The following is a 23,151-nucleotide window of genomic DNA, read 5'->3' as shown; positions in this document are numbered from 1 at the left end:
AAAAGCAACATTATTGCATTATATTTGCAGCAATGAAATACCTAAATCAACTTAGCATAGTATTGTTATTGCTTTTTATCTCACAAAGCACAGCTTTTGGTCAAAGTAACTGCAATTTTAGCGTTAGAGGGAAGGTAGTGGACACTGAAAGCAATGAAGCTATTGAAGGAGCATATATATGGATCAAGGAGCTAGAAAAAGGGGCTATTACCAATCCTAATGGAAATTTTAACTTCGAAAACATTTGTGAAGGACACTACATTATTACGGTAGAATTTTTAGGTTACAGTCCCCAAACAGTACAGTTAAATGTCCATGAAAATGTAAATCTGACCATAAGAATAACGCCAAAGGAATATTTGATTGATGGTGTTGAAATCGTAGGGCACAAAGATGCGGTAAGCACACTTAACAATATCAGTAATATTGGGAAAGCCATTTTGGATGAAAATCGTGGTAAAAATCTTGGAGAGACCCTTAAAGACCTACCTGGAGTCACCACCTTCACCACAGGCGCCAATATCTCAAAGCCAGTAATTCATGGTATGCACAGTAATAGAATCATGATTCTAAACAATGGGGTAAGGCAAGAAGGACAGCAATGGGGAGGCGAACATGCCCCTGAAATAGATCCTTTTATGGCTGAAGACATATCTGTGGTAAAGGGAGCTGAAACAGTCCGTTTTGGACCGGAAGCTATGGGAGGAGTAATATTAGTTACACCACCAAAACTGCCCGTAAGTGGTGGGTTAAAAGGCGCTGCCAATTTGATTGGAGCGACAAATGGCCAATCAGGAGCTGGCTCCATAAGTTTAGAAGGAGGTATCAAAAAACTACAAGGGTTTGGTTACAGAGTACAAGCTTCTTCAAGAGTAGGCGGTAATATCAAAAGCCCTAATTACTATCAAGACAATACAGGTATGAGAGAGCTCAATTTCTCCGGAGCCCTAGGTTACAACACTAAAACTTTGGGCATGGAGTTATTCTATAGCCGCTTTTCTACTGAAATTGGAATTCTGAGTGATTCTCACACTGGTAATTCGAGTGATCTAGATGACCTGATAGAAAACGGAAGGCCTTTTTCTGATAAGGGATTCTCATACTCCATTGAAAATCCAAGACAAAAAGTAAATCATCAATTATTCAAAGCCAAAGGCCACTACCATTTGAATAATGATGGAGTGGTCAATTTCAGTTATGCTTTTCAGAAAAACAACAGACAAGAGTTTGATAAAAGAAGGGGAAGTTTAAATGATCATGCAGCATTGGATTTGGAGTTATTTACCAACACCTTTGACGTATCCTATGAGCACCCGACTTTCAAAAAATGGGATGGAACATTCGGAATCAATGTTCTCCAACAAGCCAACAACAACGTTCCTGGCACTGGAGTCACGCCACTTATCCCCAATTACGATCTCGTTAATTTAGGAGCTTATGCCACAGAAAAATATATCAACGGTCCTTTTGAATTTGAAGCTGGAGCAAGGTATGATTTTCGGTATGTAGATGCCGCCCGATACAATCAATCAGGAGAGTTGGAAGAAAGGGATTTTACTTTCAAAAACTTCACGGCTTCATTGGGTGCTGCATATAGCTTTAATAATTATTGGATGATTACGTCCAATATTGGCTCAGCATGGAGGCCTCCAAATATCAATGAGCAATTTAGTCAAGGACTTCATCATGGTGCTGCCGCAGTAGAAATAGGCAATCCAGATTTTGTCAGTGAGCAGGCCATCAAATGGGTTAATACCTTGAATTTCACAAAGGACAAGCTCAGTGCAGAATTGACAGGTTATTACCATAAAATCAACAATTACATCTACCTAAACCCTACCGGAGAACAATATGTCTCCCTTCGTGGCACGTTTAATGTATATGAATACCTACAGACCGATGCTTCTTTTTGGGGCATTGACCTGAGCACCAATTACGAGCTTCTTCCAACTCTTTCTTGGTACATTAAGGGAAGTATAATCCGTGCCAAAAACCTGATTGACCATAATTACCTTCCCTTTATCCCTGCGGATCAAATAGAAACTGGCTTAAATTATCAAAAAGAACAATTTGGCAAATTAACACTAAGTAACTTATCCGTCTTCAAACAAAGGCGAGAACCGGATTTTGATCTTGCCCCAGCTCCTCCAGGCTATAACCTATGGAATATCAGCTATAACAGAACCATATTTTCCGCAACATCAAGTAGCTTAAAAGGAGGACTTTCTGTTAACAACATCTTTAATACAGAATATAAAAATTACATGAATCGCTTTAGGTATTTCTCCCACGAAATGGGAAGGAATATAAGTCTAAGGCTGAAATACGAATTTTAATCATATTAAATCAAATTCATTATGAAAACTATGCGTAACAATTTATTGGCAGGATTGCTATTCGCAACATCAATCACTTTAGTTTCTTGTAGCAAAGACGACCCAGTTCCAGAGTTGGATCAAGAAGTAATTACTGAGGTAACCTTGACTTTTACAGAAATTGACAATTCAGGTGCTAGCATGGGTACTTCATTAGAATATGGAGCCAGCTCTGATGAAGGAATTGCTTTAGGGGGATCGTTGCAAATTGACGATATAGATGGCCTCGAAAGTGGTAAAAGATATTTAATGGAGATATCAGCTTACAACGGAATAGCTGATGAAGATATCACTGAGGAAATTGAAGAAGAAGCAGATGAGCACCAATTCTTTTTCCTTGGAAGTGCATTTACTGGATCGACTTCTTTCATGACTTATACCTATGACGATGTTGATGAGAACAATAACCCAATTGGTTTGGTTGGGCAGGTTACTGTAGATGAAACTTTGCTAAGCAATACTGGTCAAATTAGGGTGATCTTAAGACATGCTCTCGACAAAGATTATGAAGGGGCAGAAAACCCGCATTGGGCCGATTATGCACAAGCTGGTGGAGAAAGTGACCTAGATATTACATTTGATGTAACCTTCTAATTTGTGCTCTTTTAACCAAAACGGGCTGGCCTCATGAGGCCAGCCCGTTTTGGTTAATCTCAAACTTTCTTATTCAGCGCTATCAGCATTTTCATTATACTCTCCCACGTTTCCAGCAACCAAAATCTTTTCATAATCAGGGCCTTCTTCTGCCAAGTGGACTTTAATATGATAGTAGGTATAATTCAAATCTTCCAAGCTGAAACCCTTAATTATTGTTACACTTTTAAGCGGCCTAATATCAACCGGATTTAGCATTTCTGCCATAGGTGAATTTTCACCTTGCTGGTATTGTCCATAGTGCAGGTGGGCAGGAAAATAGTATTCATTTTTAGAAGCCTCTCCTTCCAAGGTAATTGTCAATTCCAAACCACTACCATCAGCAAATTCCTTAAAAACTGCCTTGCCAGTATAACCATATTCTGTATCAATAGTGTTGAGTTCATACTCCTGTACATTATCAGTATAAATGGACTCTGTCAGTTGACTGCAGCCAGCACCTAAAACCAAAATGGTCAATCCAGTGAATAATTTTGCTAATTGTTTCATGTAAATACTTTACCTAGTCACCATTGATTACGAATAGTTAAATATAAGGTATGAATGATTTGAATATTATAAAATCTAAATTTTTCTTTTATACAACTTTCTATTTTAGAAGCCCAAATTACCGTTAGTGTATTTTTTGATCCAGTTAGGAGATGCACAACCAATTGCATGAGTTATTGATTATATTTATAACTTCAAAAAACCTATATAAACCTATCTACTATGAAATTCAATTTCAAAACACATTTTAAACATCTAGCTCCAGCTGTTATGATCGTCATGATTGCAGGCTCAGCCTGTGCCCAAGATAATCGACCTGGAATCATGGAAAACACTCCTGAGATAAGTGATGACCAAAAAAATTACACTGTTGAAACGATAGTTGATGGACTGGAAAACCCTTGGGGAATGGCTTTTTTACCAGATGGAGGAATCTTGATTACCGAAAAAAAAGGTGAGCTGATTTATGCCAAAGATGGACAAAAAACAATTGTAGAGGGCGCTCCTGAAGTTGTTTCGAGAGGACAAGGTGGTTTATTGGACATTGTCCTTCACCCCGATTTTGAAACTAATGGCTGGTTATATATGACTTTTGCATCTGGGGAAGGTGAAGAGGAAGGTGCCAACACTGCTATTATGAGAGCAAAATTTGATGGTAAGAGTCTTACTGACCAAGAGCTACTGTACAAAGCTTCTCCAAACACAAAAAAAGGCCAGCACTTTGGATCAAGAATCGCTTTTGATAATGATGGCTACCTCTATTTTTCCGCCGGAGAAAGGGGAGAAAGAGATGTAAATCCTCAGGATATCACCAGAGATAATGGCAAAGTATATAGAATTAATGATGACGGTAGTATTCCTTCAGACAATCCTTTTGTCAATGATGAGGATGCCAAAAAAGCCATTTACTCTTATGGACATAGGAATCCTCAAGGCATGATGTTTCACCCGGAGTTCAATGAAATTTGGGTAAACGAGCATGGTCCGCAGGGCGGAGATGAAATCAATGTGGTGAAGAAAGGAGCCAATTATGGCTGGCCAGTTGTTTCTTATGGTATCAACTATGACAATTCTATTTTGACAGATGATACCGGTAAAGAAGGTATGGAACAACCGCTATATTACTGGGTTCCCTCTATTGCTCCTTCAGGAATGGCTGTTGTACCTGGTGAAATCTACCCAGAATGGTCAGGTAATATCTTGGTGGGATCTTTGAAGTTCCAGTACCTGGAAATGCTCACTTTGGAAAACAAAAAGGTAGTCGCAAGGACAAAACTTTTAGATGGTATGGGCAGGTTGAGAAATGTCAAGGTCGGTCCAGACAACTATATTTATGCAGGAGTTGAAGGAAAAGGAATTGTTAAAATTATCCCTAAAAATTAATCATGATCAAATTAGGAATTTTCTCCTGTTTCATATTTTCTTATTTGGGTTGGACAGCTTTTTACTTTCAGGATCAAGATGAAGCACTTAAAGCCAGTATTAAAAGAGGCCAAGAAGTTTATCAAGACTATTGTATTTCATGCCATCTGGCCAATGGAGAAGGAGTGGACGGAACCTTTCCTCCTTTAGCAAAATCTGATTTTCTTTTAAAGAAGCGGGAAGAAAGCATCAGGGCTGTCAAATATGGAATGAATGGGGAAATAATAGTAAATAAAAAAACTTATAATAGTACCATGACCAACCTCGGTCTTTATGATGATGAAGTAGCCGATATAATGAATTATATTCTTAACAGTTGGGGAAATAAATCCAAAAAAATGGTAACAGAAGAAGAAGTAAAAGCTGTTTCCAAAGAGGAGGAAAAGAGTAGTTAAAAAAGCTGGTATCATCACAGATGTACTTGTCTTGATACCAGCTAAATTAAATATTAAGAAACACTTCTTTGAGCTAATTTACTAGCACCATATTTTCATTTTCAACACTCTTGAGAGTAAGTCCATTTTTTTCCCACCAATTTCCTGATGAAATCTTTAAGACTTTTGCTGGAACTCCTCCAATAATACTATTGGGAATCTCAACAGACTTGTTGACCACAGCATTTGCTCCTATAGTGCAACCTTCTTCAATACTTATATTACCAAACAGTTTTGCTCCGGGACCAATATACACATTATCACCTATTTGAGGAGCTCTAGGATCTCCACCACTAGCACCGATGTTCACACATGCATGGACTCGACAATTCTTTCCTATTTTTGCATTCTTGCTTACTATAATCGTTCCATAATGAGGCAAAGACAATCCCTCATCAAAAACATTGAGCGGAATAGAAAATCCCAATTTCAAGCCTAGTCTTTTATACCTGAATAAGTAAATCTGATACCATAATGCGTTAATGAAAGAATTTTTGTTATTTGAATAATACTCGCAGGTTCTTAAAAGTTTAATAAATTTCCACCTTGGGTTAAGAATATTGGATTTTAACGCAGAAAATTTAGAATTAATATTAATCCCCATTGAGTTAGCATCGTTAACAATAAATCGATGTAAATCTTTTTTAGAACAGATCATAAGTTAAAATTTTGAAAAGTTGAAACTAATTTGAATCCAATTCTTTTACCAAGAAGATAAATAACATGTCATTTCTAGATAAAACCATAAATGATATTTTCAAATCTTTAAAAGTCAAAAAATCTAAAGTACACGAATATCTTAACAAGAATGGATTACATCATCAAATATATTAAAATGTATTTTATTTACAAAAAAATGAATTTCAATTAAAGGGTTTGTAAATAAGATTCTATTTTCTATTAAAAGTAATTGTTGCTAATCTAGTCTTAAATTATACCAATTTTATTTTGGCTTCCATATTTATTTCCCATTCAGATTTCAAGCACAACATTTCAGGAAAAACTATTTTTAATGTAAAAATCTCAAAGTCCAATTGGTATGCTAATTCTTTGCTTTTCTTCTATTCTAAATTCTCCTGTCAGCTCCGCTATGCCATGCTTTAGTCCGCACAAGAATGCTCCTCCTCTACTGCTCCATTGAACCGCCTTCATGTGCTGCTTATTTAATTTCTCAGCCCAAAAAGGGACCAGCATAGCATGTGATGAGCCAGTAGCATAATCCTCCTTCCCCAAGGTGTGAGGCACAATTGTCCTACTGACAAAATCCACATTATCTCCCTTTGCCGTTACGGCATAACCAAAAATATCACTGTCCTGCAATCTATTAAAATCAGGTTGCATATTCTTGACGGATCCCTCACTATCAGTCAAGATTAAGTACTTATTGGAAGTTTTAAACATACCCAAAATCGGCACATTCAGGCCTTCTTTAATAGGTAAAGGGATTTCTTCCAATTCACCTTGAAGCAAAATAGCGTTTGCACCAATGGTAACGGTCTGATCTGGATTTACTTTTCCTGTCAATTTACCATCACGGTAATTGAAAGTAAAGGGGCCATTAGATTGCTTCTTAATGCCAAGAAAGGCAGTTGCTGCAGCAGTACCATGACCACAAAGCCCAATCTCTGCATCTGGGGCAAACCACCTAATATCATAACCGTGTCCCCCAGCTCGTTTGACTAAAAAGGTACTAGCTGGCTGATTCAACTTCCTGGCCATTTCCTGCATAGCAGCTGTTGAAAGATGGTTTTCCAAAAGCAAAACAGCCGCAGGATTTCCTTTAAAATTGAATTCTTGACTTGTAAATACTGAGATAATCTGATAATTCACTTCCATCCTATCGAAAAATTTAGCTTTAAAACTATCTTCTATAATGAAGATTTCCAGAAACAATTTCGAGAAATATCCCTAAAAATAAAATCTCAAATATATTTTAGTTTGCTCTCCAAAAATAAGGAGAGAAGAGCACTAAAATGGTAAACAGTTCGAGTCTCCCCAATAGCATGATAAATGATAGAAAAAGCTTGGTAAAAGGGTCAAAAAAGGAAAAGTTATCCAAAGGACCGACCTGCCCTATTGCCGGCCCAACATTCCCCAAACAAGTGGCTACTGCTCCAAAACTGGTCAACATATCATAACCAAAAACTGAAAGCACCACACTTCCCATCACAAATACCATCAAATAGATCAAAAGGAAGTTCATGATATGGGTAATAATTTTTCCCGTGACCCGATCTCCATTAATCTTCAAGGGCACTACTGCTCTAGGGTGAACAATTCTCTTAAATTCCAAAATGGTGTTTTTGAAAAAAGTCAGGTGTCTGATAAATTTTATCCCTCCACTTGTAGATCCTGCACAACCTCCCACAAAAAGCAAAAGAAAGAACAAAATGGTCAAACCGTGCCCATAACTCGTATAATCTGCCGTGACAAAACCAGTAGTAGTCAATAAGGAAACTACCTGAAATGCCGTATCCCTAAAGGCCTTTTCTACTCCCAAATCAGAAAATAAATAAACAGGAATGGTCATGACCGCTATAATCAAAGCAACAACCAAAACATAGGCCTTGAATTCATCACTCTTCCATACCCGGTCAAATTTCCCAACCAAACCAAAGTAAATCACCGTAAAGTTTGTTCCGGCTAAGAACATAAATAAGATCGCCACATATTGTATAAAAGGCACATCAAAGTAGGCCATACTGGCATTCTTGGTCGAAAAACCTCCTGTTGCCATGGTAGTCAAGGCGTGATTAATGGCATCGTAAAAAGACATCCCTCCTAAAAAATATAATCCAATACAAACCACCGTCAATCCGACATAGACGTACCAAAGCCTTTTGGCTGTTTCACGAATTCTAGGGTGCAGCTTATCAGAGGTTGGACCGGGAGACTCTGCTACAAACAGCTCAATCCCACCAATTCCCAAAAGTGGAAAAATAGCCACTGTCAGTACTATAATCCCTAAGCCCCCAATCCATTGGGTCATACTTCTCCAAAATAATATCCCCTTTGGTAACGCTTCAATATCATTCAAAATGGAAGCGCCAGTGGTAGTCAAACCAGAAACTGTCTCAAAAATGGCATCCGGCAAACTGGTAATCGTGCCACTCACCAAAAAAGGCAGCATCCCAAAAAGAGACATAAAAACCCAACTTAATGCCACGATGAGGTAACCCTCACGCTTTCTAATATTTTGATCTTGTTTGGAAAATGAGAAAAATAGAATAGCCCCCATAGCCATTGACACAAAAGCAGAGTAGATCAAAGGAACTTGATCTCCGCTATCATAATAGTAGCTAAATCCAATGCCCGGCAACATAAGTAAACCCAATAGCATCAATAAGCCACCCATTATTTTTGCAATAGCCTTGTAATGGATCATAGTATCAATTAAATAATTTTTCCAAGTTGGATTTTGCTGATGGAAGTGCCAAAACTATGGCTTTATCATTCATCTGCAACTTAAAATCTCCATCTGGTATAAAAACTTCTTCTCCTCTAATTACCCCTGCCACTATTGCTGTGCTTGGAAAATGCAACTCACTTAAGCACTTTTTGGTCAACCTATTGTTCTTGGAAATCACATATTGGATAAACTCTGCATCTACCCCATAAATCCCTGAAATGGCCTCTACTTTTCCTTTTCTCAAATACCGTGTAATTTGATTGGCAGCAACCAGTTTTTTATTGATCAGGGAATCCACTCCAATACTATGGGAAATATGGATATACTCCCGGGTATCCACATGCGCTATGGTTTTGTATACACCATGGTTTTTGGCGCTAAGGCTGGTGATGATATTGGTCTCGGAGCTTTCAGTAAGTGCTAAAAAAGCCTGCATTTCTTCAAGCCCTTCTTCTATCAACAATTCAATATTTTTATAATCTCCATGAATGACCAAAGTAGAATCCAACCTTTCTGAAAGCCACTTGCAACGCTCCTTGTCCTTGTGGATTAATGTCACTCTATACTCAGGTTCGAGCTTCAAAGCGGAAGTGAAGGCCAAGTCGTCACCACCGATGATCATAACATTCTTGATGGTAATTTCCCTTTGATCCATCAGCTGAACGATGGATTCATTGGCTTTTTTATTGGATATAAAGTAAACGTGATCATTGTTTCTCAGGACCGTATTTCCTCTTGGAATAATGGTCATTTGATCCCGAACTATGGCAATAATTCTGATGTCATCAAAAATGGGCATCTCCCTGGTTTCAGAGAGTTTCTTGTTGACCAAAGAAGAATATTGGTTAAGGATCAAGCCAACGACATTGAGTTTTCCTTCTTCAAAATCAAAAATATCTGAGAAGGTAGAGTTTTGAATCATCCTATGAATCTCACCGCTACAAAGCATGGTTGGTGAAATAATGTTATCAATTCCCAAATTATGGAAATAGGATATATTTTCATCCAACAAGTAATCGTGGTTCCTGACCCTGGCTATGACTCTTTTGGCCCCTAATTGCTTGGCCAGCATGGCCGTCACAATATTCGTCTTTTCCGAAGTAGTTACGGCCATCACCATGTGGGCTTCTTTCACATTGGCGTTTTGAAGGACTTCGATAGAAGCAGAATCACCAATTACAGTCAGCACATCCAATCTGGACGCAACGTGCTCAAGAATATCCTTGTCGGTATCGATTAAAGTAATGTCTTTATTTTCATAGCTAAGGGACTCGGCCAGGTGAAAACCCATGTCACCGGCCCCAGCAATTACTATATTCATGGCCATGGCCGTAAAGATAACTGGTTTATCACCGCAATGACAAAATTGTAAATCAATTTTTATCGATGCACATTAGGTTTTCCCCTATTGCTTTAGTATTGTAACCAACCTTTTAATTGGGCGAACCTGTTACTTTCTTTACAAAATCTATACATCAAAAATCAAATCTCCTCAATTACAGATTGTCCCTCTGATCTATCTCCTGATGTCCACTGCCAAGATTCTAACAACCTGATTTCCCCATTCTCTAAAAGTTCTGGAACAGATTTACAGCAGCCACTCATTAGTTGCCCCTTGGTATTAATATGATGATAATTCATATCAATTACACCTTGATCATTCACTTTCCCTAAGAGCTGGCCTTTGATAATTTCTCCACCAAAATAAGTCCCTGTCAAAATTTTTCCTTCCTGTTTATATTCAAAAAAAGTCTCCGAAGAAACCTCACCATTACCGCTATTGCTAATCGACCGAAACCTTTTATTGTTATAGCTTATTTTCATTTGTAATCTGTAATAAATGAGAAAGCCATTTGAAAATTCAAATGGCTCCACAAAATAGTAAATAATTGGTTTAAATTCCTTTAGCCTTCCACCGTCATATTTCTAGAAAATTCATGTAAGATTTTATCCACGGAAACCCCGATATTTTTATACTTCTGTTTTATATTATTTACCTCACCCACAGCACTGATGCGCAAGATTATCTCATCAGCCTTTGGGTCAATAAAATCTATGACTACTTCCCCTAACTTGTATTTTTCTATTTCCGTTTGACTAGGCCAGTAAGGATAGGGAGAACCAAATGGATATCGGTACATCATTGGATTGTACATACCATAAGGGTAAAACCCATTATAGGAGTTATCCCTGACTTCTTTTTCATTTTCGCTCAAAAGCGTATTATAGCGCAAAATTAAATCAGGCCTTTCTATATCCTGCTGATAGCCTCTCTCCTCCATTCCTTTTACTAGGTCATCAATAAGGTTTTGATTCAAAGTGGGTGAATTCCAAGCATCCTTTCCCTGATACTGATTGATGATCGCAAAAGTCTTGTACGACCTTTCAGGTCTTACTTCTTCTTTTTCCAAATAAACTTTTACAGGATTACAAGCTGCTATGGCCACTACAAATAGTAACAAGCTTATACCAATTCTCGATTTCATATTAACCTCCGTTTTATGTAAAAAACGTTGAACTAAGCCCAAAGTTGTATTTTTCACAATGTAAAATCTACTTTGAAACTATTCAAAAACCATTTATCCGTCCAACAGTTTCTCTCCTTCACCGTCTGACAATTCTTCCACATCCCTTAATTTCCTCTGAATAACCCTAGTACGAGTTCCAACCAAAGTATCCAACTCATTATTGGCTTCATTGAGTTTTTTCTGTGCTTTTTCTATCAGGTTGCCAAATTTGCCAAACTCTGCTTTTACTGCACCAAGCACTTTCCAAACTTCACTGCTTCTTTTCTGGATGGCCAATGTCTTAAATCCCATCTGAAGACTATTGAGCATGGCTGCCAATGTAGTGGGACCTGTTATGACCACTTTATATTCTCTTTGTAACAATTGTGAAAGCGCACCGTCCCTGATGACCTCAGCGTAGAGACTTTCCATAGGCAAAAACATTACTGCAAAATCAGTGGTATAAGGAGGATGGATATATTTATGGCTGATATCCTGGGCAGATTTTTTAATGGCCTTGGTAAGTTCTGACTTTGCCTGCTCAATGAGCAGCTTCTCTCCTACCTCATAAGCATCCAATAACCTGTGGTAAGCTTCTTGAGGGAATTTTGCATCAATAGGCAGTAATACCGGTTCATCCCCATTGTTTCCGGGAAGCTTCACCGCAAACTCAACCCTTTCTGAAGCACCTTTCTTCATGGTAGCATTGCTGATGTACTGATCTGGAGCCAATATATTTTCCAAGATACCTTCAAGTTGGTATTCTCCCAGAATCCCTCTACTCTTTACATTGGTCAAAACCTTTTTAAGGTCACCTACTCCGGTTGCCAGACTTTGCATTTCACCCAAGCCTTTTTGAACGGCCTGAAGTTGTTTGCTGACCATTTCAAAAGATTGCCCCAGTCTTAGCTCCAAAGTTTTTTGCAACTTTTCATCTACCGTCTCCCTCATCTTCTCCAACCGCTCTTCAGTGGATTGCAGCATTTTTTCCTGCCGCCTTTCCAGCTCATTGAACTTTTCTTTTTGGAGTTCATTAAATTCCCGAACATTTTCTCTAAAAAGCTTTCCAAATTCACGTAAAGTGAGATTTTGATCTTTTGAGTTTTCTCTCAATGCATCAAAAACCAACTTAAACTGTTGGTTGATGTTTTGACCAATTTCTTGTCTATTCTCACCCATTTGCCTATTGACTTCCAATTTCATTTGGTCAAAATAGGTCTGTATCGTCTTCTCTAACTTAACGGATTGGGAGCCTTTCATAATGAGCCAAAGACTCAAAAGAGCATTTAGTGCTACCAAACCTATCAAAATCATTTCCATTATCATTGTAATTTAAGAAGGCAAATTAAGTTTTAGATTGGGCTTTGCCTAAAATGAACCAACCACAATGAGACATTTAATGTCACTTTTTAATTCCAATCGACACCAAGATGACTTAAGTAAAAAGCCATTACTCCATTTATAAACTATTTGGTCATTTTCCAGTCGATTCCATTAAATTAGGATTTTAGTTTCCTTTTCAAATTAACTCCAAAATTGAAAAATAGTATTAGAAAATATATCGGACCAGGGCCTTTGGTAGCTGCCGCTTTTATTGGACCGGGTACTGTCACGGTTTGTACCTTGGCAGGTGTAAATTTTGGGTTCGACTTACTTTGGGCTCTTCTGCTGTCAGTTATTGCTACGATTGTTTTGCAAGAAACTTCTGCGCGAATTGGACTGATCAGCCAAAAAGGGTTGACTGAGATCATCCGTCAGGAAATTGGACAGCCAGTTGCCAGGATCATTTCACTTGTACTGGTTATTATGGCTATCGTTATAGGAAACGCTGCTTATGAAGCAGGAAATATTGGAGGAGCTGTTTTAGGTTTAGAAGCCTTTGGAACCTTGCCAACATTTCAATTCACAAGTGTCAATATTTCTCCCTTTCCGCTCATTACTGGTCTACTGGCTTGGGGATTGCTAATGAGTGGCAGCTATAAGAAAGTGGAGCAGTTTATGGTTATGGTTGTTATCCTGATGAGCTTGGTCTTTCTCATCACTGCTTCAATGAGCCAACCCAAGTTCAATGATTTGCTGACAGGATTCGTCCCCAATATCAATGGAGACAATATCATGACCATAGTGGCTTTAATAGGTACAACGGTCGTGCCTTATAATCTTTTCTTGCATACCTCTCTGGTGGCAAAAAAGTGGAATACACCTGCTGACCTTAAATATGCGAGAGTGGATACTGTTATCTCAGTAGTTTTGGGAGGACTGGTATCAATGGCTATATTGATTACTGGCACTTTGGGGGAAGCCTCTAACATCCAATCTGTTTTGGATCTTTCCAAAAGTGTCGAGCCATTATTGGGAGCTTCATCACCTTACTTTCTAGGGATGGGATTGTTTGCTGCCGGAATCACCTCTTCCATAACGGCTCCTCTTGCTGGAGCACTTGTGGTATGTGGATGCTTTGGATGGAGCAGTGAACTCTCTTCCAAAGGAATGAGATGGACTTTTAGCGTTATTCTCTTTCTTGGTATTATTTTCTCTTCATTAGGTATCAAGCCCGTTCAGCTGATCACAATTGCACAGTTGGCCAATGGTATTTTATTGCCCGTACTGAGTACATTTATACTTTGGGTGATCAATAGAAAACAATTGATGGGAAATTTTAAGAACAGTATTCAATGGAATATATTGACTTTTGCTATTTGGATTATTACTTGGGTTTTGGGAATTAAAAGTATTATAAGCGTTATTTAAAATAAATCTTATGCCAATAGACATCAATAGTGATTTGGGAGAAGGAATGGGTTCCGACGCAGCAATTATGCCTTATATCACTAGTTGCAATATTGCATGCGGAGGTCATGCTGGAGATGATCAAACAATGCAAAAAACCATTGAATTAGCCATTAAAAACAAGCTTAAGATAGGTGCCCATCCATCCTATCCCGATCGTGAAAATTTTGGTCGTTTGTTAATGGATATGCCATTGGAGAAACTAAAGGATAGCATTTTAGCACAAATCGAGACATTAGAGAAATGGGTAAATTTAAAAGGTGCCCAACTTCATCATATTAAGCCACATGGAGCGCTGTATAATGAAGCGGCTATTAATCCTAACATAGCTAAAATGTTTGTCCAAATCCTGACCCAGCGTTATCCGCAAACAATCCTCTACGCCCAGGATGGATCAATTATTGCAGCCTTAGCAAAAGACCAAGGTATCAAAGTGGAATATGAAGTGTTTGCAGATCGTAATTATAATGATGACTTGACCCTGGTGAATAGAAAAGAACCAAAAGCGGTTTTACATAGACCAGAAGAAGTACTTCCTCATCTTTCATCCATGATAGAGGAAGGAACGGTAAAAACCCTTTCCGGGAAATCTTTACCCATCAAGGCAGATACTGTCTGTGTACATGGGGACAATCCTACTGCACTGGAAATCACAAAGGCAATTTATTCACTGATCAATAAGTAATTAGATCAAATCATAATCATCAACATATGTCTCTCAAGCTGAATTATAAAAAGATTTCTCCAAACATTTTGGAAGCATGTTGGCCTCCTGAGATTCGGCAAAGCATTCTAATGGAAATGATGATAATGAAAAAGAGGATCATTTCTGAGTGGCATGATGAACTTTGGGATGTCAATTTGGGGTACCATTGTCTTAGTTTACACTTTAAGGATCATTTCTCTTTGAATCAAGTAGTAAGCAAACTTGAAACTTTCTGCTCAGAAAAATTTCAGCAGGAGGTTATTAAAAGAAAACGATGGTCTATTCCTGTATTGTATGAAGGGAAAGACCTCCAAAGAGTCTCAGAAATCACTAAGCTTGACATTTCTGACATTGTTAAACTACATCAGGACAAACCTTATTTACTTCATTTTTATGGCTTTATGCCTGGCTTTATGTATTTGGGAGGATTATCTCCTAAGTTGTTCGCTGCAAGGAAGGACCGCCCAGACCCTGTTATTGAGAAAGGGTCTTTAGCCATTGGGGGCAAGCAAACTGGAATTTATCCGATGGATAGCCCTGGTGGATGGAACATCATTGGAAAGACCCCTCTGACCCTTTTCAATTTGAATAAGCAACCTCCCCTTCAAGCTCAACCAGGAGATGAAATCCAATTTCACTCAATTGAAAAAACAGAATTTGAATCGATTCAAAAAGAAATAGCAAACCATCAATTCGAACTAAAGTATGAATATATCTGAGGGACAAATTGAAGTTATCAAAACCGGTTTCTATAGTTCCATCCAAGATCTGGGAAGGTTTGGGCAAGGACATTGGGGAATTCCCGCTGCAGGCGCCATGGATCGGCAATCCTTTGCTTTGGCCAATCACCTTCTACAAAATGACCCTAATGATGCATGTTTGGAAATGACAATGCTTGGGGATGAATTAAAGTTTATAGGTTACACTGAGATCGTGCTCACTGGAGCTGAAGCCTCTATCCAATTAAATGGAAGCAAACACCCTATCAACAAACCTGTAAAAATCAAAAACGGAGACATTCTAAAAATTGGACCATTCACCACTGGTTTTAGAATGTATTTAGGCATAAAAGGCGGTTTTCAAAGCCCCTGTATTTTGAAAAGCAGAAGCTGGTACAAAGGCATTACAGAAAACTTTAGATTAAAAAAAGGGGCATTGCTACCTTTTAAAACGCATCAATCTAAATCAAACACCCCCTATGCCAAAGTTGCTATCGATGAATCATTGCTTAAGAACAAAACTTTGGATGTCTATGCCGGCCCTGAAGCAGAGAAATTACCACGGTCTACTTTTGAGCAATTATTTGAAAAGAACTTCCATCTTTCTGCCCAACAAAACAGAATGGGAATTCAACTTAAAGAGCCACTTGTCAATGAATTAAAAGAAATCCTAACGGCACCAGTTTACCCAGGTACTGTTCAACTGACACCAGGCGGGAAACTTTTAATTTTAATGAGAGATGCTCAGGTGACTGGGGGATATCCGCGCATATTGCAGCTCAGTCAAACCGCTATTTCTTGTTTAGCTCAAAAAAAACAAGGTGAATCTATTCGGTTTAATTTAGTAGACACCTATTAAGCTTAGCTCCCAACTGAATTAAATTCATATGAAATCTGAAATAGTCATTTGGAGTAATTCCCTATGTCCGATTCATCCAATCATAGCAGCAATACCTTTTACTACAACTTTACGTATAGCTAGTAACGTCAATATACACCCTATTTCTTATTAATATGAAAAAATGGATATTAAGTCTTTTCACAGGCTTACTTACTTTTACAACCGCATTTTTGATCAGTGATTATACTCTGGGTCTTTCAAAAGACTATAGTCTATGGGGATTTGGAGCACTTTTAGGCTTTGTGCTATTGTTTGTATCCATCACTTTTTATTACAAAAAGTTTGATAAGTTCCTTTCATCCAAAGCCATTACATTCTTATCTCTCTTTGGCGTCCTCATCTTTATATTTGTTACCAGTCCCAGTTTTAGGTTTTCTACTAAGGTATTCCCATCCTATCTTTCCTACCTCCTTGCTATATTGGGAGCTGGAATTTTCTCTACTAAAGATTTTAAAAGAAAAGGCCTTTATACTACACTTCTTTTTCTATTTCCGTTATTACTTAATTTAAACCTTTACAATACTTGGGTCCACTTTATCGAATTTGGCAATATCTCCGGTAAAGTGACAATTGAAAAAACGATTGGTTTTGAAGCAAAAGGGATAGATGGAGAGACTGTATCCAATGAATCGCTAAAAGGAAAAATAGTAGTTCTTGATTTTTGGTTTATCAGTTGTGGGCCATGCTGGAAAAAATTCCCGCAGCTCCAAGACTTATATAACCAGTATAAAGATAACCAGGCGGTAGAGATTTTTGCTATTAATAGACCCATGACCAATGACAAACCCAAACAAGCCTTTGACTCTGTAAAGGATCGAGGATACAACTTTCCTGTGCTTCAAGGCACTCAAAAAATCATGGATGATTTTGATATTTATGTCTACCCTACCGTTGTTGTCCTTAATAAGAAAGGAAGTATTATTTACATGGGAACAATCGAAGGAGTTGATGAAATCCTCCAAAAGGAACTTAACAACTAAAACAGTCTTAAACAACTTATGAAAAAATTCAACCTTTTTCTCCTCACCCTATTGACAATCAGTTGGGCTCAGGCTCAAAATAAGAAAATGTGCATCACAGTAGATGACCTTCCAACGGTTACCTATGGCATCAATGAAATCGAGTTTAAGCAAAATATAACCCAAAAATTAGTTGACACCTTTGTGAAATATAATGTTCCAGCAATTGGTTATGTCAATGAAGTTAAATTGTATAATGATGGAAAACTAACTGATTCTGACCTTGGGCTTTTAAAGTATTGGTTAGAAAATGGAATGGACTTAGGCAACCACACCTATTCTCACCCAAACTATCACCAAGTTGGTTTTGATGCTTTCACAAAAGACATATTAAAAGGACAAAAAGTACTTGTAGAACTATTACCTGAATACGGAAAAGAACTAAAGTTTTTCAGGCATCCCTATTTAAGAAGCGGTGCTAATCAGGCTCAAAAAGATAGTTTGAGCCAATTTTTGAAGACACATCATTACATCGAAGCTCCTGTCACCATTGATAATGCAGACTATTTGTTTGCCTATGCCTATTCCAAAGCCTACAAAGCCAAAGATCAATCTCTTATGAGGAAAATCGGTACAGCATATGTACAATATATGGAGGAAAAACTCCTTTATTTTGAGCAATCTGCCCAAGCGCTATTTGAGAGAAACATCAACCAAATCCTACTTTGCCATGCGAGCTTACTCAATGCAGAATATATGGATGAACTTCTTGACTGCTATCAAAAACATGGTTATCAATTTGTCAGCCAAGAAGAAGTACTTAAAGATCCAGCATATCAATCAAAAGAAACCAGATTTGGAGATTGGGGGATTTCATGGCTCGACCGATGGGCACTAAGCCAAGGTAAAAAAGCTGACTTTTTTAAAAATGACCCGGTCACACCCAGTTTCATTCAAGAAATGAATCAGTAGAAATTTATTAATCCTAGAATAATTCATGTTCAAATTTGTTATTGAATAAAATGTAAAGTATACTTGTCATTAAGTAAAGCAAACTTACTTATATAGCAACTAAACTTTACAAACCATGAATAACACTACAAACAAAATTATTGAGTGTGAACGTAAAAAAATCCACCAACTCTTTGGGTTCCAATTACATCACAAGTACAAGCTCCTTGGTTTGATTATAGCTATCAGCGGTCTTTGCTGTTTGTTTATTTTCAGAATGTCTGTTGGAGAAACTGAAATTGTGAGAGAAGTCTTCAGGAAACTCATATTGATTGGTCTATTGATGATTTCCATTTCAAAGGACAAAGAAGAAGATGAATTGACCATTACCTTAAAGGCTCAGTCTTACAAATTTGCTTTTATATGTGGGGTATTTTACGCCATTGTCCAACCATTCATCAACTTTGGAGTAGCGTTTCTATTTTCCCAAAAAGAAAACAATGAATTACTTCAATTAGGAGATTTTCAACTGCTGTTCTTCATGTTGATTGTTCAAATTATGCTTTATACTTTTTTGAAATTGAGTAGATAATGCAAAACACAATCAAAGTAGAGCGTGCCATCAAAAATATAACACAAGATGAGCTTGCCAAACAAATCGGGGTCTCGAGACAGACCATCAACTCAATTGAAAAAGGCAGATATGTTCCTTCCACCATCCTAGCGCTTAAGATGGCCAAGATTTTTGAAAAAACAGTGAATGAAATTTTTAAACTTGAGGATACAGACTGATTCAATTCGCCGCAACACTTTATACCTGATTCTTATGGAATCAGGTATTTTTTAAGTATATTAAAATCAGCAACTTATACTAAAACAGAACCACTTTTACTGCCACCAATTTCGAACAAGGATTTTTCAGAGTGTATTTGACTCATTCCTTGAAACCGCATACGCTGATTTTCTTTTTTCAACATTTAACCACACTAACCATGTCTAGGTTTGACAGAAATTTCAAAAATGGAGTTTGGCAAAACACCATAAAAAAGCACAGCATTCGAACTGATCATTATTTTAAACCAACGAATCACGATGAAATTGCTGAAATCATTTTAAGAGCAGAACGAGAAAACAAAACGGTAAGAGCAGTAGGCTCAGGCCATAGCTTTTCCAATGTTGCCATAATTCGCGAACACAATTTCCTCATCCTTCCTGAAAAGCTGAACAAAGTCAGGAAAGTTGCCCAACTAACTCTAAAAGAAAAATATCAAGAAGCACCATTTGTTTGGGTTCAGTCAGGTACCACTATCAAGTCACTCAATAATGAACTTACCAATTTGGGCTATTCCATTACCAATATGGGAGGTATTGACCATCAAACCATTTCTGGAGCCATTTCCACAGGTACTCATGGGACTGGCATAAATGTCCCTGCTATCCACGGCATGGTCCGCGCAATACAAATTGTTACTCATGGAGGGCAGAAACTCCAAGTAGAAAGAACAAAAGGCATCTCCAAAAAATCACTTATCTATAATGGTGACTTCAAAATCATCCGAGATGATGACACGTTTCACGCCATGATGGTGAGCTTAGGAGCATTCGGCATTATTTATGCTTATATTTTACGAGTTGAACATGAATATTGGCTGAAAGAAAAAAACTACATTCTTCCTTGGGCTGAAGTAAAACCCATTTTAGCCTCCAGGGAATTGCTGAACAAATTTCGGGGTGTAAAAATAATTATCAATCCGTATATCCTTCCTAAAGGAAAATTCCCCAAGGACCACACCTGCCTGATCAGTACTTATGAAATAGAATACAGTAAACCCTTGGTCAAAAAATTTGGAGATCAATTTAGAAACCTTGTCGGCACCATTTTGGGGAACCTCAGAATTGTTGGAGCAATAGGATATACATCTATTAAAAAGTGGTCCTTAAAACATCCAGATAGAATGCCTCGCTTGATAGAGACGGCCTTGAAAAACCTTCAAGACAAAGGCTATAGAAACACAGCTCATAAAGTGTTGTTTCAAGGTGGAGAATATATCAAAGAAAGAGCCTATGACTGTGAAGTAGCCTTTGATTACAAGGACGACAACTACATTACTGTCATAGACGAATTGATAAAAAATGCCGCTATTTTGAAAGAAAACAATCTTTATCATAATTCTCCTATAGGTATCCGATACGTCAAGCGCTCCAAAGCTTCCATAGCACCTGAATTTGGAAGAGAAGTAGTGTATGTAGATACACCAATGGTTTTAGACAGTAACGGAGAAGTTGAGATCATTGAATCATGCCTGAAACTGATGCTAGAACATGGTGGAATTCCCCACTGGGGAAAATTCAACAAGCTATTGATTGGAGATGATTTCGATACAGATCAAATCCATCCAGGCCTTAAGAAGTGGAGAAGTCTCATGCGCATTTATAACCCCAAAGGCACCTTTACCAGCTTATTTATGGAAGAAATGAAAATTACCTGAGCAGATAATGTTCATAATAAGCAGCTTATACCAAAAAAAAGGCAATGAGCTACTCATTTTTTCACTTGAAACACAATTAAATACAAAATGCTTCATTATTCTATAAACCCTGGTCAAGCATTCTAGATTAATGATTAACTTGTATATAACAAACTATAAATAAGATGAATACGAGAAAAACAGTTCTAAAATCAATATTCATTATCTTGGTGTTTGTATATACTGGTTGCAGCACCTCCCAGCCTGCAACTATGACTGATGGGATGTCAACCGAAACAATGGAGGTAGACGAAATGAAAAGTTACCTGCAAGACAATCCGGAGGCACAAGAAAAGCTTAAAGAGGAGCTGATCAATAATGAATCAGACGTTCGAGAAAAAGCAGTAAACTATCTGAAAAAGAACCCAGAGACCAAAGCAAAAGTCGTGGATTTTTTGAAATCCAACCCTGAGGCAAAAGGAAAATTAATGGAATATGTATTCAGTAACCCTGAGCTTACCCAAAAATTGATGGGCTTTATTACAAGCAACCCTAAAATATTAAAGCAAGCAATGAGTCTAATCGGTATGTAAATAAGAAAAGGTTTTTAATTTCCCTTCTAACTAACTGTTTTAAGTAAACAAGGTTTTTTCCGATCTCAACTTTTCCAAATAGTCCGCTAACATGAAGCGGACTATTTTTTTTTCTCTTAAAATGCAACAACTTTTAAACCGAAACCACAACTAAATAAATGCCCCAAGTTGCTTTCAGCTTTAAATAATAATAAACCAAAGCAACCATAAAGCCCTGCGACAACACTAATACCCAAAATCATTTTTACTTTTATTTCATTTATAATACACTTCAAGTACCATAGAACGGATTAATAAAATACTTGATAAGAAAAAGAACAAACAAGACTCTCATTTTAAAAAAACCATAATTTGCGTTTCTTTTGCATAAATAAAGCTTTGCATAAAGACTCTTTTCAAGTATCTTGTTTCAAATATTGAAATGGGCCAACATCCCTAATAGTGATTCTTAGAAAATAGAATTAGCATGAATTGGTCTGTTCTTTATACATGAGATGAAAGAAATTATTACAAAAACAGAGCATTTAATTTTAACTGATATTGGAATTATTGAGTGTAAAGCGTTTCCAAATTCATACTTAAATCTCGAAGATGCCATAGAAAACCTCAATGCTGTAAAAGCATTGGCAAACGGAAAAAAAATACCAGTGCTGGTAGACATTACTGAGACCAAAGGAGGGTCAAAAGAATGCCGTGATTATTATGCCAGTGAAGAAGCAGCTAACATTCAAAGCGCATGTGCCATGCTTGTAGAGTCCTCGTTATCAAAACTAATTGGGAATTTCTTTTTGGGATTAAACAAAACGAAATTCCCTCTAAAACTTTTTAGTGATAAAAATGAAGCTATTTATTGGCTCCAAAACTTCCTAAACGATGAGTGATAAAGAGGAAATATTAAACGAAATGGTAGAAATGATCAGTGCTATGGCCAGACTTGACTTCTCAAGAAGACTGGACATAGAAATCACGAACGAACCTATCAATCTCATAGCATTTGGCCTAAACATGTTAAGTGAGGAACTTGAAAACAATATCGTCATTAGATCCAACTTAGAGGAAATAAACAGCAACCTTGAAAAGTTTTCTTACACGGTCGCACATGACATTAAATCACCTCTCAATTCGTCCAAAGGAATAATATCGCTTATTGAGGATGAAGTAAAGCAGTATAATAATCAAGAGCTTAATGAATACATTGAAATTTTAAAAAGCATAAATGATAGAACAAGAAGTATGATTAAAGGAATATTAAAGTATTCCAAATCCAATGCTACTAATATCACCATGACTGCAATTGATTTGAATGAAATTTGTACTAAACTGGCACGAGAGTATATTCTAAAAAAAGAAATCCGTTTTAGTATCGAAGCAGATATGCCCAAGTTGGTCTATAATGAATCTGCTCTAATCCAGATACTGAGCAACCTGATCAGCAATGCCATTAAATTCAATGATAAAGAAGTTTGTGAAATTTCTATTTTTTGTAAAGAAAGAGCTTTTGATTACATGATTTGTGTTCAAGACAATGGTCCTGGAATTGGAAAACAAAACATGAAATCTATCTTTGATCTGTTTGAAAATCTCCAGTCAATCAATGAAGAGAGTACAGGAATTGGACTATCCATAGTAAAGAAAATTATAATGGAAATGAATGGTGAGATATGGGTTGAATCCTCATTGGGAGAAGGCTCAAAGTTTTTCTTCACTATCCAAAAAACCACCCTGTCAAAACAAGAAAAATCATCTAAGCATACTCTTAAATTAAAATGACATA

The 23,151-nt window shown here is 37.3% G+C and carries 24 protein-coding genes; 16 read left to right on the top strand and 8 right to left on the bottom strand.

The window, feature by feature from the left end; translation table 11 throughout:
* Window positions 1–32: 32 nt before the first annotated feature.
* Window positions 33–2,336 (top strand): TonB-dependent receptor, encoded by a 2,304-nt coding sequence (locus JL001_RS14455; protein ID WP_200977263.1) that lies wholly within the window; start codon window positions 33–35, stop codon window positions 2,334–2,336.
* Between the two features lie 21 nt (window positions 2,337–2,357).
* A complete protein-coding gene (locus JL001_RS14450) occupies window positions 2,358–2,969 on the top strand; it encodes a hypothetical protein (RefSeq protein ID WP_200977261.1) in 612 nt (203 codons plus the stop codon).
* Between the two features lie 69 nt (window positions 2,970–3,038).
* On the opposite strand, the gene JL001_RS14445 is transcribed toward JL001_RS14450, so the two are convergent.
* A complete protein-coding gene (locus JL001_RS14445) occupies window positions 3,039–3,518 on the bottom strand; it encodes a hypothetical protein (RefSeq protein ID WP_200977258.1) in 480 nt (159 codons plus the stop codon).
* A gap of 222 nt (window positions 3,519–3,740) precedes the next feature.
* On the opposite strand from JL001_RS14445, the gene JL001_RS14440 reads away from it, so the two are divergent.
* The gene (locus JL001_RS14440) at window positions 3,741–4,901 is read left to right on the top strand and encodes a PQQ-dependent sugar dehydrogenase (RefSeq protein ID WP_200977256.1); all 1,161 of its coding nucleotides are present in this window, start codon (window positions 3,741–3,743) and stop codon (window positions 4,899–4,901) included.
* Window positions 4,902–4,903: 2 nt separating this feature from the next.
* Window positions 4,904–5,335 (top strand): cytochrome c, encoded by a 432-nt coding sequence (locus JL001_RS14435; RefSeq protein WP_200977254.1) that lies wholly within the window; start codon window positions 4,904–4,906, stop codon window positions 5,333–5,335.
* 73 nt (window positions 5,336–5,408) lie between these two features.
* Here JL001_RS14435 and JL001_RS14430 read toward each other — a convergent pair whose 3' ends face one another.
* From JL001_RS14430 to JL001_RS14400, 7 genes are all read right to left on the bottom strand, one after another.
* Complete coding sequence (locus JL001_RS14430; protein ID WP_200977253.1) at window positions 5,409–6,032, bottom strand: serine O-acetyltransferase; 624 nt, start codon at window positions 6,030–6,032, stop codon at window positions 5,409–5,411.
* A 365-nt stretch (window positions 6,033–6,397) separates the two neighbouring features.
* Window positions 6,398–7,210, bottom strand: coding sequence for a PhzF family phenazine biosynthesis protein (locus JL001_RS14425; protein WP_200977251.1), 813 nt, complete (start codon window positions 7,208–7,210; stop codon window positions 6,398–6,400).
* Window positions 7,211–7,307: 97 nt separating this feature from the next.
* Complete coding sequence (locus tag JL001_RS14420) at window positions 7,308–8,759, bottom strand: TrkH family potassium uptake protein (protein ID WP_200977249.1); 1,452 nt, start codon at window positions 8,757–8,759, stop codon at window positions 7,308–7,310.
* A 4-nt stretch (window positions 8,760–8,763) separates the two neighbouring features.
* Window positions 8,764–10,110, bottom strand: coding sequence for a Trk system potassium transporter TrkA (gene trkA / locus JL001_RS14415; RefSeq protein ID WP_200977247.1), 1,347 nt, complete (start codon window positions 10,108–10,110; stop codon window positions 8,764–8,766).
* Between the two features lie 155 nt (window positions 10,111–10,265).
* Window positions 10,266–10,607: a n-acetylglutamate synthase gene (locus JL001_RS14410; RefSeq protein ID WP_370567380.1), complete on the bottom strand. Its 342-nt coding sequence runs from the start codon at window positions 10,605–10,607 to the stop codon at window positions 10,266–10,268.
* A gap of 80 nt (window positions 10,608–10,687) precedes the next feature.
* Window positions 10,688–11,269 (bottom strand): DUF4136 domain-containing protein, encoded by a 582-nt coding sequence (locus tag JL001_RS14405; RefSeq protein ID WP_200977245.1) that lies wholly within the window; start codon window positions 11,267–11,269, stop codon window positions 10,688–10,690.
* A gap of 93 nt (window positions 11,270–11,362) precedes the next feature.
* Window positions 11,363–12,610, bottom strand: a complete 1,248-nt coding sequence (locus JL001_RS14400; protein WP_370567379.1) for a DNA recombination protein RmuC — start codon at window positions 12,608–12,610, stop codon at window positions 11,363–11,365.
* Between the two features lie 216 nt (window positions 12,611–12,826).
* On the opposite strand from JL001_RS14400, the gene JL001_RS14395 reads away from it, so the two are divergent.
* From JL001_RS14395 to JL001_RS14340, 12 genes are all read left to right on the top strand, one after another.
* Window positions 12,827–14,041: an Nramp family divalent metal transporter gene (locus JL001_RS14395; protein WP_200977241.1), complete on the top strand. Its 1,215-nt coding sequence runs from the start codon at window positions 12,827–12,829 to the stop codon at window positions 14,039–14,041.
* 10 nt (window positions 14,042–14,051) lie between these two features.
* Window positions 14,052–14,765 (top strand): 5-oxoprolinase subunit PxpA, encoded by a 714-nt coding sequence (gene pxpA / locus JL001_RS14390; RefSeq protein WP_200977239.1) that lies wholly within the window; start codon window positions 14,052–14,054, stop codon window positions 14,763–14,765.
* A gap of 26 nt (window positions 14,766–14,791) precedes the next feature.
* Window positions 14,792–15,505: an allophanate hydrolase subunit 1 gene (locus tag JL001_RS14385; protein WP_200977237.1), complete on the top strand. Its 714-nt coding sequence runs from the start codon at window positions 14,792–14,794 to the stop codon at window positions 15,503–15,505.
* Window positions 15,492–16,364 carry a biotin-dependent carboxyltransferase family protein gene (locus JL001_RS14380; RefSeq protein ID WP_200977235.1) on the top strand — a complete coding sequence of 291 codons (873 nt, stop codon included), beginning with the start codon at window positions 15,492–15,494 and terminating at the stop codon, window positions 16,362–16,364. The genes JL001_RS14385 and JL001_RS14380 overlap by 14 nt, the downstream gene beginning before the upstream one ends.
* Before the next feature lie 155 nt (window positions 16,365–16,519).
* On the top strand, window positions 16,520–17,386 hold the full coding sequence (locus tag JL001_RS14375) for a peroxiredoxin (RefSeq protein ID WP_200977233.1): 867 nt from the start codon (window positions 16,520–16,522) through the stop codon (window positions 17,384–17,386).
* Window positions 17,387–17,404: 18 nt separating this feature from the next.
* Entirely contained in the window at window positions 17,405–18,337 is a 933-nt protein-coding gene (locus JL001_RS14370) for a polysaccharide deacetylase family protein (protein ID WP_200977231.1), read from the top strand.
* Window positions 18,338–18,452: 115 nt separating this feature from the next.
* The gene (locus tag JL001_RS14365) at window positions 18,453–18,908 is read left to right on the top strand and encodes a hypothetical protein (protein WP_200977223.1); all 456 of its coding nucleotides are present in this window, start codon (window positions 18,453–18,455) and stop codon (window positions 18,906–18,908) included.
* Window positions 18,908–19,108, top strand: coding sequence for a helix-turn-helix transcriptional regulator (locus JL001_RS14360; protein WP_192011395.1), 201 nt, complete (start codon window positions 18,908–18,910; stop codon window positions 19,106–19,108). The genes JL001_RS14365 and JL001_RS14360 overlap by 1 nt, the downstream gene beginning before the upstream one ends.
* A gap of 200 nt (window positions 19,109–19,308) precedes the next feature.
* Complete coding sequence (locus tag JL001_RS14355) at window positions 19,309–20,805, top strand: FAD-binding protein (protein ID WP_200977221.1); 1,497 nt, start codon at window positions 19,309–19,311, stop codon at window positions 20,803–20,805.
* A gap of 164 nt (window positions 20,806–20,969) precedes the next feature.
* On the top strand, window positions 20,970–21,377 hold the full coding sequence (locus tag JL001_RS14350; protein ID WP_200977219.1) for a hypothetical protein: 408 nt from the start codon (window positions 20,970–20,972) through the stop codon (window positions 21,375–21,377).
* 494 nt (window positions 21,378–21,871) lie between these two features.
* Window positions 21,872–22,258 (top strand): STAS/SEC14 domain-containing protein, encoded by a 387-nt coding sequence (locus tag JL001_RS14345; RefSeq protein WP_200977217.1) that lies wholly within the window; start codon window positions 21,872–21,874, stop codon window positions 22,256–22,258.
* Window positions 22,251–23,147: an ATP-binding protein gene (locus tag JL001_RS14340; protein WP_200977209.1), complete on the top strand. Its 897-nt coding sequence runs from the start codon at window positions 22,251–22,253 to the stop codon at window positions 23,145–23,147. The genes JL001_RS14345 and JL001_RS14340 overlap by 8 nt, the downstream gene beginning before the upstream one ends.
* Window positions 23,148–23,151 lie beyond the last annotated feature (4 nt).

The organism is Echinicola sp. 20G, from assembly GCF_015533855.1.
Taxonomy (GTDB): domain Bacteria; phylum Bacteroidota; class Bacteroidia; order Cytophagales; family Cyclobacteriaceae; genus Echinicola.
Note: the sequence above shows the minus strand (reverse complement) of the source record. Positions and strands in the feature narration are given on the sequence as shown.

Bases quoted from the DNA above. Each gene is read 5' to 3' on its own strand.
- JL001_RS14365 (WP_200977223.1), top strand. From the start codon at position 18,453: ATGAATAACACTACAAACAAAATTATTGAGTGTGAACGTAAAAAAATC.
- JL001_RS14440 (WP_200977256.1), top strand. From the start codon at position 3,741: ATGAAATTCAATTTCAAAACACATTTTAAACATCTAGCTCCAGCTGTT.
- JL001_RS14405 (WP_200977245.1), bottom strand. From the start codon at position 11,269: ATGAAATCGAGAATTGGTATAAGCTTGTTACTATTTGTAGTGGCCATA.
- JL001_RS14355 (WP_200977221.1), top strand. From the start codon at position 19,309: ATGTCTAGGTTTGACAGAAATTTCAAAAATGGAGTTTGGCAAAACACC.
- JL001_RS14410 (WP_370567380.1), bottom strand. From the start codon at position 10,607: ATGAAAATAAGCTATAACAATAAAAGGTTTCGGTCGATTAGCAATAGC.
- JL001_RS14455 (WP_200977263.1), top strand. From the start codon at position 33: ATGAAATACCTAAATCAACTTAGCATAGTATTGTTATTGCTTTTTATC.
- JL001_RS14435 (WP_200977254.1), top strand. From the start codon at position 4,904: ATGATCAAATTAGGAATTTTCTCCTGTTTCATATTTTCTTATTTGGGT.
- JL001_RS14350 (WP_200977219.1), top strand. From the start codon at position 20,970: ATGAATACGAGAAAAACAGTTCTAAAATCAATATTCATTATCTTGGTG.
- JL001_RS14385 (WP_200977237.1), top strand. From the start codon at position 14,792: ATGTCTCTCAAGCTGAATTATAAAAAGATTTCTCCAAACATTTTGGAA.
- JL001_RS14380 (WP_200977235.1), top strand. From the start codon at position 15,492: ATGAATATATCTGAGGGACAAATTGAAGTTATCAAAACCGGTTTCTAT.
- JL001_RS14445 (WP_200977258.1), bottom strand. From the start codon at position 3,518: ATGAAACAATTAGCAAAATTATTCACTGGATTGACCATTTTGGTTTTA.
- JL001_RS14340 (WP_200977209.1), top strand. From the start codon at position 22,251: ATGAGTGATAAAGAGGAAATATTAAACGAAATGGTAGAAATGATCAGT.
- JL001_RS14420 (WP_200977249.1), bottom strand. From the start codon at position 8,759: ATGATCCATTACAAGGCTATTGCAAAAATAATGGGTGGCTTATTGATG.
- JL001_RS14425 (WP_200977251.1), bottom strand. From the start codon at position 7,210: ATGGAAGTGAATTATCAGATTATCTCAGTATTTACAAGTCAAGAATTC.
- JL001_RS14370 (WP_200977231.1), top strand. From the start codon at position 17,405: ATGAAAAAATTCAACCTTTTTCTCCTCACCCTATTGACAATCAGTTGG.
- JL001_RS14400 (WP_370567379.1), bottom strand. From the start codon at position 12,610: ATGGAAATGATTTTGATAGGTTTGGTAGCACTAAATGCTCTTTTGAGT.
- JL001_RS14345 (WP_200977217.1), top strand. From the start codon at position 21,872: ATGAAAGAAATTATTACAAAAACAGAGCATTTAATTTTAACTGATATT.
- JL001_RS14375 (WP_200977233.1), top strand. From the start codon at position 16,520: ATGAAAAAATGGATATTAAGTCTTTTCACAGGCTTACTTACTTTTACA.
- JL001_RS14360 (WP_192011395.1), top strand. From the start codon at position 18,908: ATGCAAAACACAATCAAAGTAGAGCGTGCCATCAAAAATATAACACAA.
- JL001_RS14450 (WP_200977261.1), top strand. From the start codon at position 2,358: ATGAAAACTATGCGTAACAATTTATTGGCAGGATTGCTATTCGCAACA.
- JL001_RS14430 (WP_200977253.1), bottom strand. From the start codon at position 6,032: ATGATCTGTTCTAAAAAAGATTTACATCGATTTATTGTTAACGATGCT.
- trkA (WP_200977247.1), bottom strand. From the start codon at position 10,110: ATGGCCATGAATATAGTAATTGCTGGGGCCGGTGACATGGGTTTTCAC.
- pxpA (WP_200977239.1), top strand. From the start codon at position 14,052: ATGCCAATAGACATCAATAGTGATTTGGGAGAAGGAATGGGTTCCGAC.